Annotated in this window: 16 protein-coding genes; 12 read left to right on the forward strand and 4 right to left on the reverse strand. The window is 68.9% G+C overall.

Features of this window, described 5'->3' with window-relative positions:
• Together AC1DY5_RS13350 and AC1DY5_RS13355 are read left to right on the forward strand one after the other, a co-directional pair.
• Positions 1 to 899 (forward strand): ATP-binding protein (locus tag AC1DY5_RS13350; protein WP_478111938.1); only part of this gene is annotated, 899 nt, incomplete at its 5' end.
• Between the two features lie 49 nt (positions 900 to 948).
• On the forward strand, positions 949 to 2,508 hold the full coding sequence (locus AC1DY5_RS13355; protein WP_478111940.1) for a S41 family peptidase: 1,560 nt from the start codon (positions 949 to 951) through the stop codon (positions 2,506 to 2,508).
• 100 nt (positions 2,509 to 2,608) lie between these two features.
• Here AC1DY5_RS13355 and recQ read toward each other — a convergent pair whose 3' ends face one another.
• From recQ to AC1DY5_RS13375, 4 genes are all read right to left on the reverse strand, one after another.
• Entirely contained in the window at positions 2,609 to 4,501 is a 1,893-nt protein-coding gene (recQ, locus tag AC1DY5_RS13360; RefSeq protein ID WP_478111964.1) for a DNA helicase RecQ, read from the reverse strand.
• 102 nt (positions 4,502 to 4,603) lie between these two features.
• Positions 4,604 to 5,065, reverse strand: a complete 462-nt coding sequence (locus AC1DY5_RS13365; RefSeq protein WP_478111942.1) for a PaaI family thioesterase — start codon at positions 5,063 to 5,065, stop codon at positions 4,604 to 4,606.
• Between the two features lie 70 nt (positions 5,066 to 5,135).
• On the reverse strand, positions 5,136 to 6,275 hold the full coding sequence (locus tag AC1DY5_RS13370; RefSeq protein ID WP_478111944.1) for an acyl-CoA dehydrogenase family protein: 1,140 nt from the start codon (positions 6,273 to 6,275) through the stop codon (positions 5,136 to 5,138).
• Positions 6,272 to 7,507 carry a CaiB/BaiF CoA transferase family protein gene (locus tag AC1DY5_RS13375; RefSeq protein WP_478111946.1) on the reverse strand — a complete coding sequence of 412 codons (1,236 nt, stop codon included), beginning with the start codon at positions 7,505 to 7,507 and terminating at the stop codon, positions 6,272 to 6,274. The genes AC1DY5_RS13370 and AC1DY5_RS13375 overlap by 4 nt, the downstream gene beginning before the upstream one ends.
• Before the next feature lie 93 nt (positions 7,508 to 7,600).
• On the opposite strand from AC1DY5_RS13375, the gene AC1DY5_RS13380 reads away from it, so the two are divergent.
• The 10 genes from AC1DY5_RS13380 to AC1DY5_RS13425 form a co-directional block, all read left to right on the forward strand.
• A complete protein-coding gene (locus tag AC1DY5_RS13380) occupies positions 7,601 to 8,515 on the forward strand; it encodes a LysR family transcriptional regulator (protein WP_478111948.1) in 915 nt (304 codons plus the stop codon).
• A 257-nt stretch (positions 8,516 to 8,772) separates the two neighbouring features.
• Positions 8,773 to 9,738, forward strand: a complete 966-nt coding sequence (locus AC1DY5_RS13385) for an ABC transporter substrate-binding protein (RefSeq protein WP_478111950.1) — start codon at positions 8,773 to 8,775, stop codon at positions 9,736 to 9,738.
• Between the two features lie 33 nt (positions 9,739 to 9,771).
• Positions 9,772 to 10,614 carry an ABC transporter permease gene (locus tag AC1DY5_RS13390; protein ID WP_478111952.1) on the forward strand — a complete coding sequence of 281 codons (843 nt, stop codon included), beginning with the start codon at positions 9,772 to 9,774 and terminating at the stop codon, positions 10,612 to 10,614.
• A complete protein-coding gene (locus tag AC1DY5_RS13395) occupies positions 10,614 to 11,393 on the forward strand; it encodes an ABC transporter ATP-binding protein (protein WP_286508603.1) in 780 nt (259 codons plus the stop codon). Before AC1DY5_RS13390 ends, AC1DY5_RS13395 begins: the two co-directional genes overlap by 1 nt.
• A 22-nt stretch (positions 11,394 to 11,415) precedes the next feature.
• Positions 11,416 to 12,213 carry a histidine utilization repressor gene (hutC, locus tag AC1DY5_RS13400; RefSeq protein WP_478111954.1) on the forward strand — a complete coding sequence of 266 codons (798 nt, stop codon included), beginning with the start codon at positions 11,416 to 11,418 and terminating at the stop codon, positions 12,211 to 12,213.
• Between the two features lie 58 nt (positions 12,214 to 12,271).
• On the forward strand, positions 12,272 to 13,825 hold the full coding sequence (gene hutH, locus AC1DY5_RS13405) for a histidine ammonia-lyase (RefSeq protein ID WP_478111956.1): 1,554 nt from the start codon (positions 12,272 to 12,274) through the stop codon (positions 13,823 to 13,825).
• Between the two features lie 38 nt (positions 13,826 to 13,863).
• Positions 13,864 to 15,582, forward strand: a complete 1,719-nt coding sequence (hutU, locus tag AC1DY5_RS13410) for a urocanate hydratase (RefSeq protein ID WP_478111958.1) — start codon at positions 13,864 to 13,866, stop codon at positions 15,580 to 15,582.
• Between the two features lie 51 nt (positions 15,583 to 15,633).
• Positions 15,634 to 16,200: a HutD/Ves family protein gene (locus AC1DY5_RS13415; RefSeq protein WP_478111966.1), complete on the forward strand. Its 567-nt coding sequence runs from the start codon at positions 15,634 to 15,636 to the stop codon at positions 16,198 to 16,200.
• Entirely contained in the window at positions 16,197 to 17,441 is a 1,245-nt protein-coding gene (gene hutI / locus AC1DY5_RS13420; RefSeq protein ID WP_478111960.1) for an imidazolonepropionase, read from the forward strand. The genes AC1DY5_RS13415 and hutI overlap by 4 nt, the downstream gene beginning before the upstream one ends.
• Positions 17,438 to 17,937 (forward strand): amidohydrolase family protein (locus AC1DY5_RS13425; RefSeq protein ID WP_478111962.1); only part of this gene is annotated, 500 nt, incomplete at its 3' end. The genes hutI and AC1DY5_RS13425, both read left to right, overlap by 4 nt.

Here is a 17,937-nt window from a genome sequence, read left to right on the forward strand (position 1 = left end):
CCTTCACGGCCAAGCTGGCCGGACGCAAGGGCCTGACGCCGGCACAGATCCGCACCGCGGTGCGCTTCGCCGAGCTGGCCATGACCGAGGGCGGTTCGGTCGAGAAGCTGATCGAGCGGCAGCTCAAGAACGCCGATCTGGCGCTCGGCACACCCGACGCACCGGGTGCGCGCCGCAGCGTCACGACCTATGACCTCGACATGCTCAACGTCGAGACCCGCTTCGAGATCCCGCGCATCGTCGAGGCGCTGAAGGCGCGCGGGCATGGCACGCTGTGCTTCTACGGCGCGCCGGGCACCGGCAAGACCGCGTTGGCCGAGCACATAGCCAAAGCCATCGGCAGGCCGCTGATCATCAAGCAGGCCAGCGACCTGATGAGCAAGTACGTCGGCGAGACCGAGCAGAACATGGCGGCGATGTTCAAGGAGGCCGAGGCCGAGAAGGCGCTGCTGCTGCTGGACGAGGCCGACAGTTTTCTCCAGGACCGCCGCGACGCCCAGCGCACTTACGAGGTGACCGAAGTCAACGAGATGCTGCAGGGCATGGAGCGCTTCAGCGGCATCTTCGTCTGCACCACCAACCTGCTCGACCGGCTCGACCAGGCGGCGCTGCGCCGCTTCACCTTCAAGATCAAGTTCATGCCGCTGACCGCCGAGCAGCGCGAGCGGATGTTCGTCACCGAGGCGCTGGCCGGCGATGCGAGCTTGCTGACCCACGAGATCGGGGTGCGGCTGGCCAGGCTGTCGCAGCTGTGTCCGGGCGATTTCGCGGCCGTCAAGCGCCAGACCGATATCCTGGCGGTCGAGTTCTCGGCGGCCGAGTTTCTCGACCAGCTCGAAGCCGAGCACCGGATCAAGCCCGAAGTGCGCGAATCGCGCGGCATCGGCTTCGTCCAGTAAAGACCCCAGAAGAAGGGCGCGGATTGCCGCGCGCGAGGGAGATCGATCGATGAGGAGTGTCCCGAGAAGGGGCGCGGCGCGCTGTGCGTCGGCCGCCTTGGCGCTGGCAGCGCTTTGCCTGCTGGCCGCTTGTGGAGGCGGTGGCGGCGGTGCGGCATTGCCGCTGGCCGCGTTGCCGTCGCCGGCGCCCGCGCCAACGGGCGGCGATCCGATCGTCGCGTCTTCCAGCATAGCTGGCCAATGCGCTTCGCCGCGGTTCGGTGTCGACCCGGACACCGGTGCGGCCTTCCCCGATGGGGTCGGCTCGCTGGCCACCGAGAAGAACTGGGTCCGCGCCTGGATCGCGGAGACCTATCTCTGGTACGCCGAAGTGCCCAACGACCTTCGGGCCGCCGACTATGCCACCCCGATCGCGTACTTCGACGTGCTCAAGACGCCGAAGCTGATGGCCTCCGGCAGGCCCAAGGACCGCTTTCACTTCGCCGTCGATACGCTCGACTATCGCGAACAGTCGCAGGCCGGCTCCGAGGTCGGCTACGGCCTCGAATTCGCCTTCCTGAGCGCGGCGCCGCCCCGCGATATTCGCGTCGCCTTCACCGAGCCGGGTTCCCCGGCCGCGCAAGCCGCGATCGAACGCGGCCTGAAGCTGGTCGAGATCGACGGGATCGATGTCGTGGCCGGCGCCGATGTCGCCGCCCTGAACGCCGCCCTGGCGCCGGCGAGCGTCAACCAGACGCACAGTTTCAAGCTGCAGGCCGGCGACGGCAGCGTACGCAGCGTGAGCCTGACCTCGGCCCGGATTACACGCGCGCCGGTGCAGAACGTGAAGACCATCGGCAGCCCGACCGGGCCGGTCGGCTACCTGTTGTTCAACGACCATCTGGCGACCGCGGAAGGGCCGTTGATCGTGGCCATGAATGCCCTCAAGGCAGCGTCCGTCAGCGACCTCGTGATCGACATGCGCTACAACGGCGGCGGCCTGCTCGACGTGGCGAGCGAATTGGCCTTCATGGTCGCCACGCCCGAGGCGACGTTCGGCAACGTGTTCGAGCAGCTGCAGTTCAACGACAAGAATCCGTTTGGCCAGAAAGGGAACCAGGTCAACCTGCCGTTCTACGCGACCTCGCGTGGCTACTCGACGAGCGCCGGCGACCCGCTGCCCCAGCTGGGCCTGTCGCGCGTCACCGTGCTGGCGGGGCCAGACACCTGCTCGGCCAGCGAATCGGTCGTCAACGGCCTGCGCGGCGTCGGCATCACGGTGAATCTCGTCGGTGCCGGCACCTGCGGCAAGCCCTATGGCTTCTTTCCCCAGGACAACTGCGGCACGACCTATTTCGCGATCCAGTTCCAGGGCGTGAACCAGCAGGGCTTCGGCGACTACGGCGACGGTTTCGCGCCGACCTGCGCGGTGGCCGATGACTTCGGCCATGCGCTGGGCGACCCGGCCGAGGCCCGGCTGGCGGCTGCGCTGACGCTGCGCAGCACCGGCGCCTGCCCGGCCGCAACGACCAACAAGGCGGAGCTGGCGCTCGGCAAGGCCGAGGCCGCCGGCACTCGCTACCTGGTCCGCCCGTCCCTGCGCGAAAACCGCATCGTCCCCCGTCCTTAGGGCCCGGCCGCGCGGGCTCAGGCCGGCGCCGGGCCGACCCAAGGCGGCCTGCGGCCCCCTCGGGGGGCAGCGACCCACACGCAGTGGGGGAGCGTGGGTGCTAGAAAGCCCGGCAGACGCGCAGCACGTCCTCGCCGTAGGCGTCGAGCTTCTTGGTGCCGATGCCGCTGATGCCCTGCAGGTCTTCGAGGGTCGCCGGCGCGCGCTCGGCGATCGCCGCCAGCGTGGCGTCGTGGAAGATCACGTAGGCCGGCAGGTTGTGCTCCTTCGCGACTTCGGCGCGCCAGGCCTTGAGGGCGGCGAAGCGGGCTTGGCCGGCGGCGTCGAGCGACGCCGCGGCGGGCGGGGGCGCGTCTCGTGCTGTCTTCTCGCGCCGCGACTTGCGCTCCGCCGGCGACGAGACCGATTCGCGCAGCATCACCTGGATCTCGCCCTTGAGCACGGCGCGCGAACCGTCGGTGAGCTGCAGCGTGTTGTAGGCCTGGGCGTCGACCGCCAGCGCGCCGGTGGCGATCAGCTGGCGCAGCACGCCGCGCAACTGCGCCTCGCTGAATTCGTCGCCGATGCCGAAGGTGCTGACGCGCTCGTGGCCGAACTGCTTGACCTTCTCGGTCGCCTTGCCGCGCAGGATGTCCATGATGTGGCCGGCGCCGAAGCTGATGCCGCTTTGCTGCTGCACCCGGTAGATGGTCGACAGCAGCTTGCGCGCCGCATCGGTGCCGTCCCACACCTGCGGCGGCGTGATGCAGTTGTCGCAATTGCCGCAGGGCGTGCTCTTCTCACCGAAGTAGCCGAGCAGCCGCACGCGCCGGCAATCGCTGGCTTCGGCCAGCGACAGTAGGGCGTCGAGCTTGCCGCGCATGACCTGTTTGAAGTCCTCGCCGGCCGGGCTCTCGTCGATCATGCGGCGCTGGTTCACGACGTCCTGCAGGCCGTAGGCCATCCAGGCGTCGGCCGCGGCGCCGTCGCGGCCGGCGCGGCCGGTTTCCTGGTAGTAGCCCTCGATGTTCTTCGGCATGTCGAGGTGGGCCACGAAGCGCACGTCGGGCTTGTCGATGCCCATGCCGAAGGCGATGGTGGCGACCATCACGATGCCTTCGTCGCGCAGGAAGCGATCTTGGTGCTTCTGACGCACGGCGGCATCGAGGCCCGCGTGGTAGGGCAGGGCGTTGATGCCGGCGTCGCGCAGCGTCTGCGCCACGTCCTCGACCCGCTTGCGCGACTGGCAATAGACCACGCCGGCATCTCCCTCGTGCTCGCGTTCGATGAAGCGCAGCAGCTGCGTGGTGGCTTCCTTCTTCTCGACGATGGTGTAGCGGATGTTCGGCCGGTCGAAGCTCGAGACGAACTGGCGCGCCTCCTCGAGCTGCAGCCGCTCGACGATGTCGGCCCGGGTCAGCGCATCGGCAGTGGCGGTGAGCGCAATCCGCGGCACGCCGGGATAGCGCTCGTGCAGCACCGTGAGGGCGCGGTACTCGGGGCGGAAGTCGTGGCCCCACTGGCTCACGCAATGGGCCTCGTCGATCGCGAACAACGCCAGCTTGCCGCGCTCCCTGAGCGAATCGAGTTGCGACAGGAAGCGCGGCGTGTTGACGCGCTCGGGCGCCGCATACAGCAGCGTGATCTCGCCGCGCAGCATGCGGCGCTCGACGTCCTGGGTCTGCTCCCAGTCGAGCGTGGAATTGAGGAAGGCGGCATCGACGCCGGCCTCGTGCAGCGCGCCAACCTGGTCGTGCATCAGCGCGATCAGCGGCGACACCACCACCGTCACGCCATGGCCCGCGCGCTGGCGGGCGATGGCGGGGATCTGGTAGCACAGCGACTTGCCGCCGCCGGTGGGCATCAGCACCAGGGCGTCGCCGCCGGCCACGACGTGGTCGACGATCGCCTGCTGGGGGCCGCGGAACTGCGCGTAGCCGAAGATCTCGTGGAGGATCAGCTGCGGGTCGTCGGCGCCGGACGAAGGCGCGAGCGCGGAGACGGAAGAGGCGATGGGCAAGGCGGACACTGGTGGGCGTTGGATGAAGGACGGCCCGCCAGGGTCACGGCGGCGGGCCGGTCCTCATTGTCGCTTGGTCGTGCCCGCCCGCGGCCGTCACGCGCGGATGTTTTCGCGGCCGAAAACTGCCATCAGCGTGCACCCCATGGTGGCCACCAGCCTTTCCCGGCCCTCGTCGATCGCGTAGGCATGGCCCTCGCAGACCGTGATCGTGCGGCCGGGCTTGACCACGCTGCCGACCATGCGGAAGCTCTGGCCCTTGGCGGGCGCGAGCAGGTTGATCTTGTATTCGATGGTCAGCACCGCGGCATCGGCCGGCATCAGCGTGAAGCCGGCGTAGCCGCAGGCCGAGTCGAGCGCGGTGGCCACCATGCCGGCGTGAAGGAAGCCGTGCTGCTGGGTCAAGCCCGCGGCCCAGTCGAGTTCGATCGCCACACGGCCCGGCGCGATCTCGCCCAGCCGCGCGCCGATGGTGGCCATGGCGCCCTGGCGCTCGAAGCTCTCGCGCACGCGCTGCGCATAGTCTGGATCCTGGGGGACGAAGGGAGTGGCCGGCATGGGTGATGGAATTGACGTTGACGTAAAGGTCAATTATGGGACCGCCGCAGCCTTCGGGCCAAGCCGGGCCTCAGCCCAGCACGATGCGCGCGATGATGTTGCGCTGGATCTCCGACGAGCCCTCGTAGATGCGCAGGATGCGTGCGTCGCGCACGTAGCGTTCGAGCGGCATCTCGCGCGTGAAGCCGTAGCCGCCGTGGATCTGCAGTGCCGCGTCGGTCACGAAGGCCACCATCTCGGACGCATGGAGCTTGGCCATGGCGGATTGCAGCGTGAACGGCTCGCCGGCGGTGCGCAGTGCCAGGGCCTGCATCGTCAGGCCCCACGATGCTTCGAGCCGCAGCTTCATGTCGGCCAGCATCCACTGGATGCCCTGCTTGCCGGCCAGTGGCTCGCCGCCGATTTGGCGCTCGCGGGCCCACGCCACGGCCGCCGCCAGCGCCGCTTCGGCGATGCCGAGCGAGGTCGCGGCGACGTCGAGGCGGCTGTTGTCGAGCACCTTCATCGCGGTCTTGAAGCCGCTGCCTTCTTCGCCGAGGCGATTCGCCGCCGGCACCCGCACCGATTCGAGGGCGACCTCGAAGGCGTGGCCGCCGCGGATGCCCATGAGCTTCTCGGGCGACGAGACGGTCACGCCGGGCAGGTCGGTGTCGACGATGAAGGCGCTGACGCCGCGCGCGCCGGCCGTGGCGTCGGTCTTGGCGAAGACCACCAGGAACTTGGCTTCGGCCGCGTTCGAGATGAAGTGCTTGACGCCGTCGATGCGGTAGTGGTCGCCGTCGCGCACGGCGCGCGTGCGCAGGTCGGCCGGGTGCGAGCCGCCGCGCGGTTCGGTCAGCGCGAAGCCGGCCAGCCATTCGCCGCTGGCGGCGCGCGGCAGGTAGCGCGCGCGCTGGGCATCGTCGCCGCCGATCAGCACCGCGTCGGTGCCGAGGTAGTGAGCGCCGATCATCGAGGAGGTGGCTGCGCAGGCGCGCGAGATCTCGACCAGCGACAGCAGCATCGCGGTCGGCGATACGCCGGGCCCGCCCCAGCGCTCGGGCAGGTTCATGCCCATCACGCCGAGCGCCGCCAGCTGCGGCACATGGCAGCTGGCCGAGCGCTCTTCCTCGTCGATGGCGCGCGCCAGCGGCGCCAAGGCTTCGGCCGCGTAGCGTGCGACCGCATCGGCGAGGGCCTGGTCTTCTTCGGTGACGCCGAGTCGTGTCATGTCGTTTCCTTGTGAGATGAAGAGGAGGCGGCTGTTGCGCCGAAAACACCGGCCGAGCGCAGCTCGGCCAGCTTGTTGAGGCCGCTGCCCAGCAGCCTCGCCAGCAATTCGTCGGTGTGCTCACCGAGCGCGGGAGCGCGCATGCTGTGGTTCGGTGCTGCGCCGTTGAAGCGCACGGGCTGGGTCGGCAGCCGAAGGCCGGGCAGGCGATCGTCGTGTACCTCGCGCAGCAGTTCGCGCGCCCGGGCCTGCGGCGAGACGAGCGCCTGTTCGATGTTCCAGATCGGTGCGGCGGGCACGCCCGCAGCGTCGAGCCGGCGCACGACCTCATCGACCGGATGCGTGCCGGCCCAGTCTTCGATCAGCCGGCGCAGCGCGGGCTCCTGCGCGGAGCGCAGTTCGTCGGTGGTGAAACGCGGGTCCTGCACGAGTGCGGGGATCTCCATCGCGAGGGCCATCGCATCGAACAGCTTCTTGTTGAGGACCGCCAGCGCGAAGTGGCCGTCCTGCGCGCGATAGACGCCGAAGGGCGCCGACAGCGGATGCCGGTTGCCGACCCGGCGCGCCGGCTTGCCGGTGAACAGGAAGCGCGCCATCGACGTCGCGAGGAAGCTCAGCGTGGTGTCGAACATCGCGACGTCGACATGCTGGCCGCGGCCCGTGCGCTGGGTCTGCAGCAGTGCCGCCAGCGTGGCCCAGGAGGCGAACAAGCCGGCCACCACGTCCGACACCGCCTCGCCGACCAGCGTCGGTGCGCCGTCGGGGTCGCCGGTGGCTTCCATCAGGCCGCTCATGGCCTGCACGATGATGTCGTAGGCCGGGCGGTGGGCATACGGGCCGGTCTGGCCGAAGCCCGAGACGCTCACATAGACCAGCTTGGGGTTCAGCCGCAGCAGCGCATCGGGGCCGATGCCGAGCCGCTCGGCCACGCCGGGGCGGAAGTTCTCGACCACCACGTCGGCGCAGGCCGCGAGTTCGTGCACCAGCCGCACCGCGTCGGGGTGCTTCAGATCGAGCACCAGGCTCTTCTTGTTGCGATTCATCACCGTGAAGAGCGCGCTCTGGCCATTCTTCATCGGGCCGATGGCGCGGTAGTCGTCGCCCTGCGGCGATTCGATCTTGATCACCTCGGCGCCCAGGTCGGCCAGCAGCGCGGTGGAGAGCGGGCCCGCGAGCACGCGGGTGAAGTCGAGGATGCGGATGCCGTCGAGCGGACGGACGGAGGCTGTCATGGCAGGGGTCCTTTCGTGACCGGAAGGTCGCCATGGTCGCTGTGCATTGAATCAATTCAAAATACTGTTGATTGATGCTCTGGATCAAGAAACATGATTCACCTGAACCTTCGCCAGCTCGAATACTTCGTTGCCGCGGCTCGGCACGGCGGCGCCGCGCGGGCGGCCGAGGCGCTCAGCGTCTCGCAGCCGTCGATCTCCAAGGCCATCGCCGACCTCGAAGAGTTGTGGGGCGAGCCGCTGTTCATCCGGCTGCACGCGCGTGGGCTCGAGCTGACAGCCCGCGGTGCCTTGCGCCATCGCGAGGCGCACGCTCTGCTCGAACAGGCGCGCACGCTCGCTGCGCCGCGCTCCGGCGAGTTGGCCGGCCTGCTGCGCGTCGGCTGTCTGAGCACCCTGGCGCCGCGCTGGCTGCCCGACATGCTGTCCCGCATGGCTGCGGCCTGGCCGGCCATCGAGGTGCAGCTGGTCGAAGGCGACACCGAGACGCTGACGCGCATGCTGGAACGCGGCGCGCTCGACGTCGCGCTGATGTACGACCTGGGCCTGGCCCGCGGCGTGCGGCTGGCGCCCGTGATGCAGCTGCGGCCCTACGCGCTGCTGCCCTGGGGGCACCGGTTGGCCCAGGCCACGAGCCTGCGCATCGCCGACCTGGCGCGCGAGCCGCTGGTGCTGATCAACCTGCCGCACAGCCGCGAGTACTTTCTTTCGCTGTTCCGCGATGCCGGTGTCGCACCGCGGATCGCGCACGAGAGCGCTTCGCTCGAAATGATCCGCTCGCTGGTGGCGAACGGGCTCGGCGTGTCGCTGCTCACGACCCGGCCGGTGCGCGACCAGGCCTACGACGGCAAGCGCATCGCCTGCCGGCGGCTGCGCGGCCAGCTTGCGCTGCAGTCGGTGGTGCTGGCCTATCCGCCGGCCGGGAGTTTCGCGTCGCCGCTGGCCGAGCCCTTCGCCGCGATGGTCAAGACCAGCGTTTCGAAGCAGGCCGACGCGCTCACGCGCTAGGCCAATCGGCTTGGCACGCCGCTTGCGAATCTCCATGCGTTCGCCGTCGCCAAATCCTGGCTAGACAGCTTTTGGTGCATGAAACCGCTTTCGCGCACTGACAAGGGGCGAAGCCGCTGTTGACCCGGAGCGCAATTCCGGGTTAACCTGTATATACAGGTGCATCGCGGGGAACCAAACTCGGCCGCACTGCTGGAGTTCGCGTCTTTCGCGTCGCCGGCGAGCCGAAATTTTTGAAACGCAACAGGAGAACCTGAATGGTCAAGACGGTCGGAAAAATCGCCTCGCTGGTGGCGGCAGGCGCATGTATCGCGGGCATGGCGACGGGCGCCCATGCCGAAGACACCAAGATCACGCTGGGCATGTCCGGCTGGACCGGCTTCGCGCCGCTGACGCTGGCCGACAAGGCCGGGATCTTCAAGAAGAACGGACTCGAGGTCGACTTGCGCATGATCCCGCAGAAGGACCGCCACCTGGCCCTGGCCTCGGGCGCGATCCAGTGCGCGGCCACCACGGTCGAGACCCACGTCGCCTGGAGCGCCAACGGCGTGCCGATCGTGCAGATCTTCCAGATGGACAAGTCCTACGGTGCCGACGGCTTGGCCGTGCGCAACGACGTCAATAGCTTCGCCGACCTCAAGGGCAAGGCCATCGGCGTCAGCGCGCCGGGAACCGCGCCGTACTTCGGCCTGGCCTGGATGCTCAACAAGAACGGCATGAGCATGAAGGACGTCAAGCTGGTCTCGCTCGAACCGCAGCCCGCCGCACAGGCTTTCGTCGCCGGCCAGAACGACGCCGCGATGACCTACGAGCCCTATCTCTCGACCGTGCGCAACAACCCCGCCGCCGGCAAGATCCTGGCGACCACGCTCGACTACCCGATGGTGATCGACACGGTCGGCTGCGCGCCGACCTGGCTCAAGACCAATGCCAAGGCGGCCCAGGCGCTGGCCAACTCCTATTTCGAAGCGATCGAGATGATCAAGAACGATCCGGCCAAGTCGAACGAGATCATGGGCGCAGCGGTCAAGCAGACCGGCGAGCAGTTCGCCAAGTCGTCGGCCTACCTGCGCTGGTCGGACAAGGCGACCAACCAGAAGTTCTTCGCCAACGACATCACGCCGTTCATGAAGGATGCCCAGGCGATCCTGCTGGAGTCGGGCGTGATCCGCAAGGTGCCCGACGACCTCGCCGCCACCTTCGACACCAGCTTCGTCAAGTAACGGACGCCGACGATCATGAGCGCGACGCCTGTCATGAACTCATCCAAGCCGGTGATTCCCAGCGCCCCGGCCACCCCTGCGGTGCCTCGCCGGCGCCGCGCGCTGGCGCCGCTCGAGCCCGTCAGCGCGCGCGCGCGCTGGCTGCTCGGCGTCGGCTTCTTCGTGGTCTTCGTGGTGGTCTGGGCCTTCTTCACGCTCGGCGGCCTCGTCTCGCCGACCTTCCTGGCCAGCCCGATCACGATGGTCAGGGAAGCCGTGCGGCTGTTCACCGAGTACAACTTCAGCCACGACATCGGCATGACGGTGTGGCGCGTCTTCGGCGGCTTCGTACTGGCGACCCTCGTGGCCGTGCCGCTGGGCATCGCGATGGGTACCTGGAAGAGCGTCGAGGCCTTCTTCGAGCCCTTCGTGTCGTTCTGCCGCTACCTGCCGGCCTCGGCCTTCATTCCGCTCTTAATCCTCTGGGCCGGCATTGGCGAGACGCAGAAGCTGCTGGTGATCTTCATCGGCTCGGTGTTCCAGATCACGCTGATGGTGGCGGTCACGGTGGGCAGCGCGCGGCGTGACCTGGTCGAGGCCGCCTACACGCTGGGCGCCAACAGCCGCGGCATCGTCGCGCGGGTGCTGATCCCGGGCGCCGCGCCGGGCATCGCCGAGACGCTGCGCCTGGTGCTGGGCTGGGCCTGGACCTACGTGATCGTGGCCGAGCTGATCGGATCCTCGTCCGGCATCGGCCACATGATCACCGACAGCCAGGCGCTGCTGAACACCGGACAGATCATCTTCGGGATCATCGTCATCGGCGTCATCGGCCTGATCTCCGACTTCGCCTTCAAGGCGCTCAACCGCCGCCTCTTCGCCTGGAGCACGATCTGATGAACCAGCTTTCGATTCGCGGTGTCTCGCGCACCTTCACCGGCACGCGCGGCCAGACCACGCAGGCGCTGTTGCCGATCGACTTCGAAGTGCGCGAGAACGACTTCGTCACCATCCTCGGCCCGTCGGGCTGCGGCAAGTCGACCCTGTTGCGCATCGTCGCCGGGCTCGACTATCCGACCGAGGGCCGCGTGCTGCTCGACGGCCAGACCATCGAAGGTCCGGGGGCGGACCGCGGCGTGGTGTTCCAGAGCTACACGCTGTTCCCCTGGCTCACGATCGCGCAGAACATCCGCTTCGGCCTGCGCGAGCGCGGCATGAGCGAGGCCGACCAGAAGGAGCGCAGCGATTTCTTCATCGCCAAGGTCGGCCTGCGCGGCTTCGAGAACCACTTCCCGAAGCAGCTCTCGGGCGGCATGCAGCAGCGCACCGCGATCGCGCGCGCACTCGCCAACGACCCCAAGATGCTRCTGCTCGACGAGCCCTTCGGTGCGCTCGACAACCAGACCCGCGTGCTGATGCAGGAACTGCTGCTCGGCATCTGGGAGTCGGCCCGCAAGACGGTGCTGTTCGTCACCCACGACATCGACGAGGCGATCTTCATGGCAAACCGGGTCGCGGTGTTCAGCGCCCGGCCGGGCCGCATCAAGACCGAGATCCCGGTCGACTTCGGCCATCCGCGCCACTACACGATCAAGACCTCGCCCGAGTTTATGGACATCAAGGCGCGCCTGACCGAAGAGATCCGCGCCGAGTCGATGGCCGCTGCCGAGCATTGATCCCCCTCTGAAGAGAAACTGCATGACCACCGCCAGCCTTCGCAAAGCCAACGACACCCGCCGCAGCGCACAGCCTCGCGCTTCGGCCTCGACGTCGCCGGCGCTGGCGCTGTACGAGCAGATCAAGGCCTTCATCACGCACAAGATCCAGGACGGCTCCTGGAGCGCCGGCCACCGCCTGCCGTCGGAGAGCGAGCTGGTGGCGCAGTTCGGCGTGGCGCGCATGACGGTCAACCGCGCGCTGCGCGAGCTGGTCGAGCAGGGGCGCATCGTGCGGGTGGCCGGTGTCGGCAGCTTCGTGGCCGAGGACAAGCCGCAGTCGACCCTGCTGCAGATCGCCAACATCGCGAGCGAGATCCGCGAGCGCGGCCACGACTACCGCTGCGAGTTCCTGACGGCCGAGCGCATCGCCGCCTCGCCCGACGTCGCGGTCTGGCTCGACTTGCGGCCCGGCGAGTCGGTGTTCCACACGGTCTGCCTGCACCTCGAGAACGAGATCCCGGTGCAGCTCGAGGACCGCTACGTCAATCCGCGCGTGGTGCCCGACTTTCTCGACCAGGACTTCTCGCTGGTTCCGCCGAGCGAATACCTGGTGCGCAACGTGCCCTTCGACCAGATCGAGCACGTGGTCGACGCGGTGCTGCCGACCCCCGAGCAGGCTGAGCGCCTGGCGATGCCGGTGACCGACCCCTGCCTGCTGCTGACGCGCCGCACCTGGACCCGGACCCAGCCGGTCACGGTGGTGCGTTGCCTGCATCCCGCTTCACGCTATCGCCTCGGCAGCCGATTCCGAGCTGACGGCAACCCTTCATTCGGCTGAACGCGCACGTCCCGTTTTTGATTTCGCGCGCGCCTACTTGTATAGACAGGAGAGACCCATGACCACCACAACAACAACCGATGCCGCAGCGATCGTCCTCGCCCCCGGCGACGTCGACCTCGCGACTCTGCGCCGTGTGCATGCCGGTGGCGTGCAGTTGGCGCTCGATCCGTCGGCGCGCGCCGGTCTGCTGGCGGCCCAGGCCACGGTGCGCCGCATCGTCGACGCCGGCGAGGTGGTCTACGGCATCAACACCGGCTTCGGCAAGCTGGCGCAGACCATCATCCCGCCCGAGCGGCTGGCCGAACTGCAGCGCAACCTGGTGCTGTCGCACAGCGCCGGCACCGGCGAGCCGCTGGCGGCCGGCGTGGTGCGGCTGGTGCTGGCGACCAAGGCGGTGAGCCTGGCGCGCGGGCACTCGGGCGTGCGGCCCGGGATCGTCGATGCGCTGCTGGCGCTGTCGAATGCCGGCCTGCTGCCGCGCATTCCGTCGAAGGGTTCGGTCGGCGCCTCGGGCGACCTGGCGCCGCTGGCGCACCTGGCCTGCGTGCTGATCGGCGAGGGCGAGGTCACCGCGCCCGACGGCGAGGTCATCGGCGGTGCTGACGCGCTGCGCCGTGTCGGCATGGAGCCCTTCGTGCTCGGCCCCAAGGAAGGCCTGGCGCTGCTCAACGGCACGCAGGTGTCGACTGCGCTCGCGCTGGCCGGCCTGTTCGGTGCCGAGGACGTCTTCGCGGCCGGCCTGATGGCGGGCGCGCTGTCGCTCGAGGCGATCCAGGGCTCGATCAAGCCCTTCGATGCCCGCATCCACGCGGCGCGCGGCCAGCCGGGCCAGATCGCGGTGGCGGGCGCGGTGCGCGCCTTGCTCGAAGGCAGCGAGATCCTGCCCTCGCATGCCAACTGCGGCCGCGTGCAGGACCCGTACTCGATCCGCTGCGTGCCGCAGGTGATGGGCGCCTGCCTCGACAACCTCGCGCATGCGGCCCGCGTGCTGCGCATCGAGGCCAACGCGGCTTCCGACAATCCGCTGGTGTTCGACAACGGCGACGTGATCTCGGGCGGCAACTTCCACGCCGAGCCGGTGGCCTTCGCGGCCGACATCATCGCGCTGTCGGTGGCCGAGATCGGCGCGATCTCCGAACGCCGCATGGCGCTGCTGCTCGACAGCGGCCTGTCGGGCCTGCCGCCGTTCCTGGTGCGTGATGGCGGCGTCAATTCGGGCTTCATGATTGCCCAGGTCACGGCCGCGGCGCTGGCCTCGGAGAACAAATCGCTCGCGCATCCGGCCAGCGTCGACAGCTTGCCGACCTCGGCCAATCAGGAAGACCACGTGTCGATGGCGACCTTCGCGGGCCGCCGGCTCGGCGACATGGTCGACAACACCGCCGTGGTCGTCGGCATCGAGGCGATGGCTGCCGCGCAAGGCATCGAGCTGAAAAGAGGCTTGAAGAGCTCGCCGCTGCTCGAAGCCGAATTCGCCGCCATCCGCGAACGCGTCGCCTTCATCGACCAGGACCGCTTCCTCGCTCCGTCGATCGAAGCCATGCGCCAGTGGGCACGCCAGGGCCAGTGGCCCGCCGCAGTCCAGGCCATCCTGCCCAGCCACGCCTGAAAACGTCCACCAGACCCGTCCTCGAAAGGAACATCGCCATGAACGCACCCGAAAAATTCCTCGCCGGCACCATCGACCCGCGCCACGATGCGAGCCGCGTGATCCGCGCACCGCGCGGCAGCGCGCTGAACTGCAAGAGCTGGCTCACCGAAGCCGCGTTCCGCATGCTGCAGAACAACCTCGACCCCGAAGTGGCCGAGCGCCCGCAGGACCTCGTGGTGTACGGGGGCATCGGCCGCGCGGCTCGTGACTGGGCCTCGTTCGACCAGATCCTCGAATCGCTCAAGCAACTGAACGACGACGAGACGCTGCTGGTGCAGTCGGGCAAGCCGGTAGGCGTGTTCAAGACCCACGAGAACGCGCCGCGCGTGCTGATCGCCAATTCGAACCTGGTGCCGAAGTGGGCCACCTGGGAGCACTTCAGCGAGCTCGATCGCAAGGGCCTGATGATGTACGGCCAGATGACGGCTGGCAGCTGGATCTACATCGGCAGCCAAGGCATCGTGCAGGGCACCTTCGAGACCTTCGTTGAGGCCGGCCGCCAGCACTACAACGACGACCTCTCAGGCAAGTGGATCCTCACGGCCGGCCTCGGCGGCATGGGCGGCGCGCAGCCGCTGGCCGCGACGCTGGCAGGCGCCGTGTCGCTCAACATCGAGTGCCAGCAGGCCAGCATCGACTTCCGCCTGCGCACCCGCTATCTCGACAAGCAGGCCAAGGACATCGACGACGCGATCGCGCTGATCAAGAAGCACACGGCCGCCAGGGAAGCGGTGTCGATCGGCCTGCTCGGCAATGCGGCCGAGATCCTGCCGGAGCTGGTGAAGCGCGCCAAGGCCGGCGGCATCAAGCCCGACCTCGTGACCGACCAGACCTCGGCCCACGACCTCGCGAGCGGCTACCTGCCGATCGGCTGGACGCTGGCGAAATGGGAAGCCGCCAAGGCCGATGCCACGCAGCATCCGATGCTGCGCAAGGCCGCAGCCAAGTCCTGCGCCGTGCACGTGCAGGCGATGCTTGACTTCCAGGCGATGGGCATCCCGACCGTCGACTACGGCAACAACATCCGCCAGGTCGCGTTCGACGAAGGCGTGAAGAACGCCTTCGACTTCCCGGGCTTCGTGCCGGCCTACATCCGGCCGCTGTTCTGCGAGGGCAAGGGTCCGTTCCGCTGGGTCGCGCTCTCGGGCGATCCGGAAGACATCTACAAGACCGACGCCAAGATCAAGGAGCTGTTCCCCGAGAACAAGCACACGCACCGCTGGCTCGACATGGCGCGCGAGCGCATCGCCTTCCAGGGCCTGCCGGCGCGCATCTGCTGGCTGGGCTTGGGCGAGCGCCACCTGGCCGGCCTGGCCTTCAACGAGATGGTCAAGTCGGGCGAGCTCAAGGGCCCGATCGTGATCGGCCGCGACCACCTCGACACCGGCTCGGTTGCGAGTCCGAACCGCGAGACCGAAAGCATGAAGGACGGCAGCGATGCGGTCTCCGACTGGCCGCTGCTCAACGCGCTGCTGAACACCGCGGGCGGCGCGACCTGGGTCAGCCTGCACCACGGCGGCGGCGTCGGCATGGGCTATTCGCAGCACTCGGGCGTGGTGATCGTCTGCGACGGCACCGACGCCGCGGCGAAGCGCATCGAGCGCGTGCTGTGGAACGACCCGGCCACCGGTGTCATGCGCCACGCCGATGCCGGCTACGACATCGCCATCGCGACCGCGAAGAAGCAGGGGCTGAACCTGCCGATGATCAAGTAGTCCAGCGCGGCCGTGCCAACCCATCGCTTCGACACCGCCTCGCTCGCCGCCATGCCCTGGAAGAACGGCGGCGGCACGACGCGCGAGATCGTCTGCCGCCCCGAGGGCGCGGGCATCGAGGGCTTCGACTGGCGCGTGAGCATCGCGACCATCGACCAGGCCGGCCCGTTCTCGGCCTTCGCCGGCGTCGACCGCGTGATCATGCTGCTCGACGGTGCGGGCGTGCGGCTGCGCTCGGGCGATGGCCACATCGACCACCGGCTCGATCGGCCGCATGCGCCATTCGCCTTTTCAGGCGACGTGGCGCTCGACTGCGACCTGCTCGGCGGGACCTCGACCGATTTCAACCTGATGACGCGGCGCGGCGGCCTGCGCGCCGACGTGCGGGTGCTGGGCGCGAGCGAGGTCATCGCGCCCGCCGAGGCCGGCCTGTTGCTCGCGCTGCGCGGGTGCTGGCAGTTGCGGTCGGATGAGACGACGACCCTCGATCCCGGCGCCGGCCTCTGGTGGGAGCACAGCGCCCACGGATGGCAGGCGACCCCATCCGATACCGATGCCGCGCTGGTCGCGGTGCGGCTTGAAGCGATATCCGACAGCACAGGCGCCCCGACACCATGAACACTTCCTCCTTTGCTTCCGCCGACGGTGTCTGGGAATACCTGCGGCTGGCGCCCGGGGCCCTGGCAGACGACCGGGTCCTCGATGTCGACGCCGCGATCGTGGTCGCCAACGGAAAGATCGAATGGATCGGCGAGCGCGCGGCGCTGCCCGCCGCGCGTGCCGGCCTGCCGCGCTTCGACTGCGCTGGCGCACTCGTCACGCCCGGCCTGGTCGATTGCCACACGCACCTGGTCTACGGCGGCCAGCGCGCAAACGAATTCGCGATGCGGCTGGCCGGTGCGAGCTACGAAGAGGTCGCCAAGGCCGGCGGCGGCATCGTTTCGTCGGTGCGCGCCACGCGCGAGGCCGATGAAGACGCGCTGTATGCCCAGGCCGCGGCCCGGCTCGAACAACTGCTGGCCGATGGCGTCTGCGCGATCGAGATCAAGTCGGGCTACGGCCTCGCGCTGGCGCACGAGGGCAAGCAGCTGCGCGTGGCGCGACGGCTCGGCGAGGCCTATGGCGTGACGGTGCGCACCACCTTCCTCGGCGCCCATGCGCTGCCACCCGAATACGCGGGCCGCAGTGGCGACTACATCGATCTGGTCTGCAACGAGATGCTGCCGGCGCTGGCTGCCGAAGGGCTGGTCGATGCGGTCGACGTCTTCTGCGAGCGCATCGCCTTCTCGCTGCACGAGACCGAGCGTGTCTTCCAGGCGGCACAGGCGCTGGGGCTGCCGGTCAAGCTGCATGCCGAGCAGCTGTCGGACATGGGCGGCGCCGCGCTGGCCGCGCGATACGGCGCGCTGTCCTGCGATCACATCGAGCACCTGTCGGCCGAAGGCATCGAAGCGATGCGCGCGGCCGGCACGGTCGCCGTGCTGCTGCCCGGCGCCTACTACACGCTGCGCGACACCCATCTGCCGCCGATCGACGCATTGCGTGCGGCCGGTGTGCCGATGGCCGTCTCAACCGATCACAACCCGGGCACCTCTCCGGCGCTGAGCCTGCTGCTGATGGTCAACATGGCTTGCACCTTGTTCCGCCTCACGGTGCCCGAGGCGCTGGCCGGCGTGACGCGGCACGCGGCGCGCGCGCTGGGCCTGCAGCACACGCACGGCGCCTTGCATGTGGGCCAGCCGGCCAACTTCGTGCTGTGGAACGTGCAGGATGCGGCCGAGCTCGCGTACTGGTTCGGCCAGCGGCCGCTGCGCACCGTGGTGCGTCAGGGCCGCATCGCAGCAGGGCAGGCGGTATGACGCGCACGCTGTTCGCGGCCGATGCGCTGCTGCCGTCCGGATGGGCGAAGAACGTGCTGCTGGCATGGAACGAGGCCGGGCAGCTGACGCAGGTGCAATCCGATGCGGCGCAGCCATCCGGCGCAGCCACGGTGCAAGGCCCCTTGATCCCCGGCATGCCGAACCTGCACTCGCATGCCTTCCAGCGCGCCTTCGCGGGCCTCACCGAGCACCGTGCCGAGCAGCAGGACAGCTTCTGGAGCTGGCGCACGCTCATGTACCGCTTCGCCGCGCGCCTCGGGCCCGAGCAGATGGAAGCCGTCGCGACCTGGCTCTATGCCGAGATGCTCGAAGCCGGCTACACCAGCGTCTGCGAGTTCCAGTACGTGCACCACGACGCCGACGGCCGTCCCTATGCCGACGATGCGACCCTGAGCCTGGCGCTGCTGCGCGCCGCGCGGCGCACCGGCATCGGCTTCACSYTGCTGCCGGTGCTCTACCAGACCAGCGGGTTGGG

This window comes from Variovorax sp. P4_D9 (assembly GCF_056401695.1).

Excerpts from the sequence above, each read along its gene's own strand:
- AC1DY5_RS13355 (WP_478111940.1), top strand. The coding sequence starts at position 949 with ATGAGGAGTGTCCCGAGAAGGGGCGCGGCGCGCTGTGCGTCGGCCGCC.
- AC1DY5_RS13365 (WP_478111942.1), bottom strand. The coding sequence starts at position 5,065 with ATGCCGGCCACTCCCTTCGTCCCCCAGGATCCAGACTATGCGCAGCGC.
- AC1DY5_RS13370 (WP_478111944.1), bottom strand. The coding sequence starts at position 6,275 with ATGACACGACTCGGCGTCACCGAAGAAGACCAGGCCCTCGCCGATGCG.
- AC1DY5_RS13375 (WP_478111946.1), bottom strand. The coding sequence starts at position 7,507 with ATGACAGCCTCCGTCCGTCCGCTCGACGGCATCCGCATCCTCGACTTC.
- AC1DY5_RS13380 (WP_478111948.1), top strand. The coding sequence starts at position 7,601 with ATGATTCACCTGAACCTTCGCCAGCTCGAATACTTCGTTGCCGCGGCT.
- AC1DY5_RS13385 (WP_478111950.1), top strand. The coding sequence starts at position 8,773 with ATGGTCAAGACGGTCGGAAAAATCGCCTCGCTGGTGGCGGCAGGCGCA.
- AC1DY5_RS13390 (WP_478111952.1), top strand. The coding sequence starts at position 9,772 with ATGAACTCATCCAAGCCGGTGATTCCCAGCGCCCCGGCCACCCCTGCG.
- hutC (WP_478111954.1), top strand. The coding sequence starts at position 11,416 with ATGACCACCGCCAGCCTTCGCAAAGCCAACGACACCCGCCGCAGCGCA.
- hutH (WP_478111956.1), top strand. The coding sequence starts at position 12,272 with ATGACCACCACAACAACAACCGATGCCGCAGCGATCGTCCTCGCCCCC.
- hutU (WP_478111958.1), top strand. The coding sequence starts at position 13,864 with ATGAACGCACCCGAAAAATTCCTCGCCGGCACCATCGACCCGCGCCAC.
- AC1DY5_RS13415 (WP_478111966.1), top strand. The coding sequence starts at position 15,634 with ATGCCCTGGAAGAACGGCGGCGGCACGACGCGCGAGATCGTCTGCCGC.
- hutI (WP_478111960.1), top strand. The coding sequence starts at position 16,197 with ATGAACACTTCCTCCTTTGCTTCCGCCGACGGTGTCTGGGAATACCTG.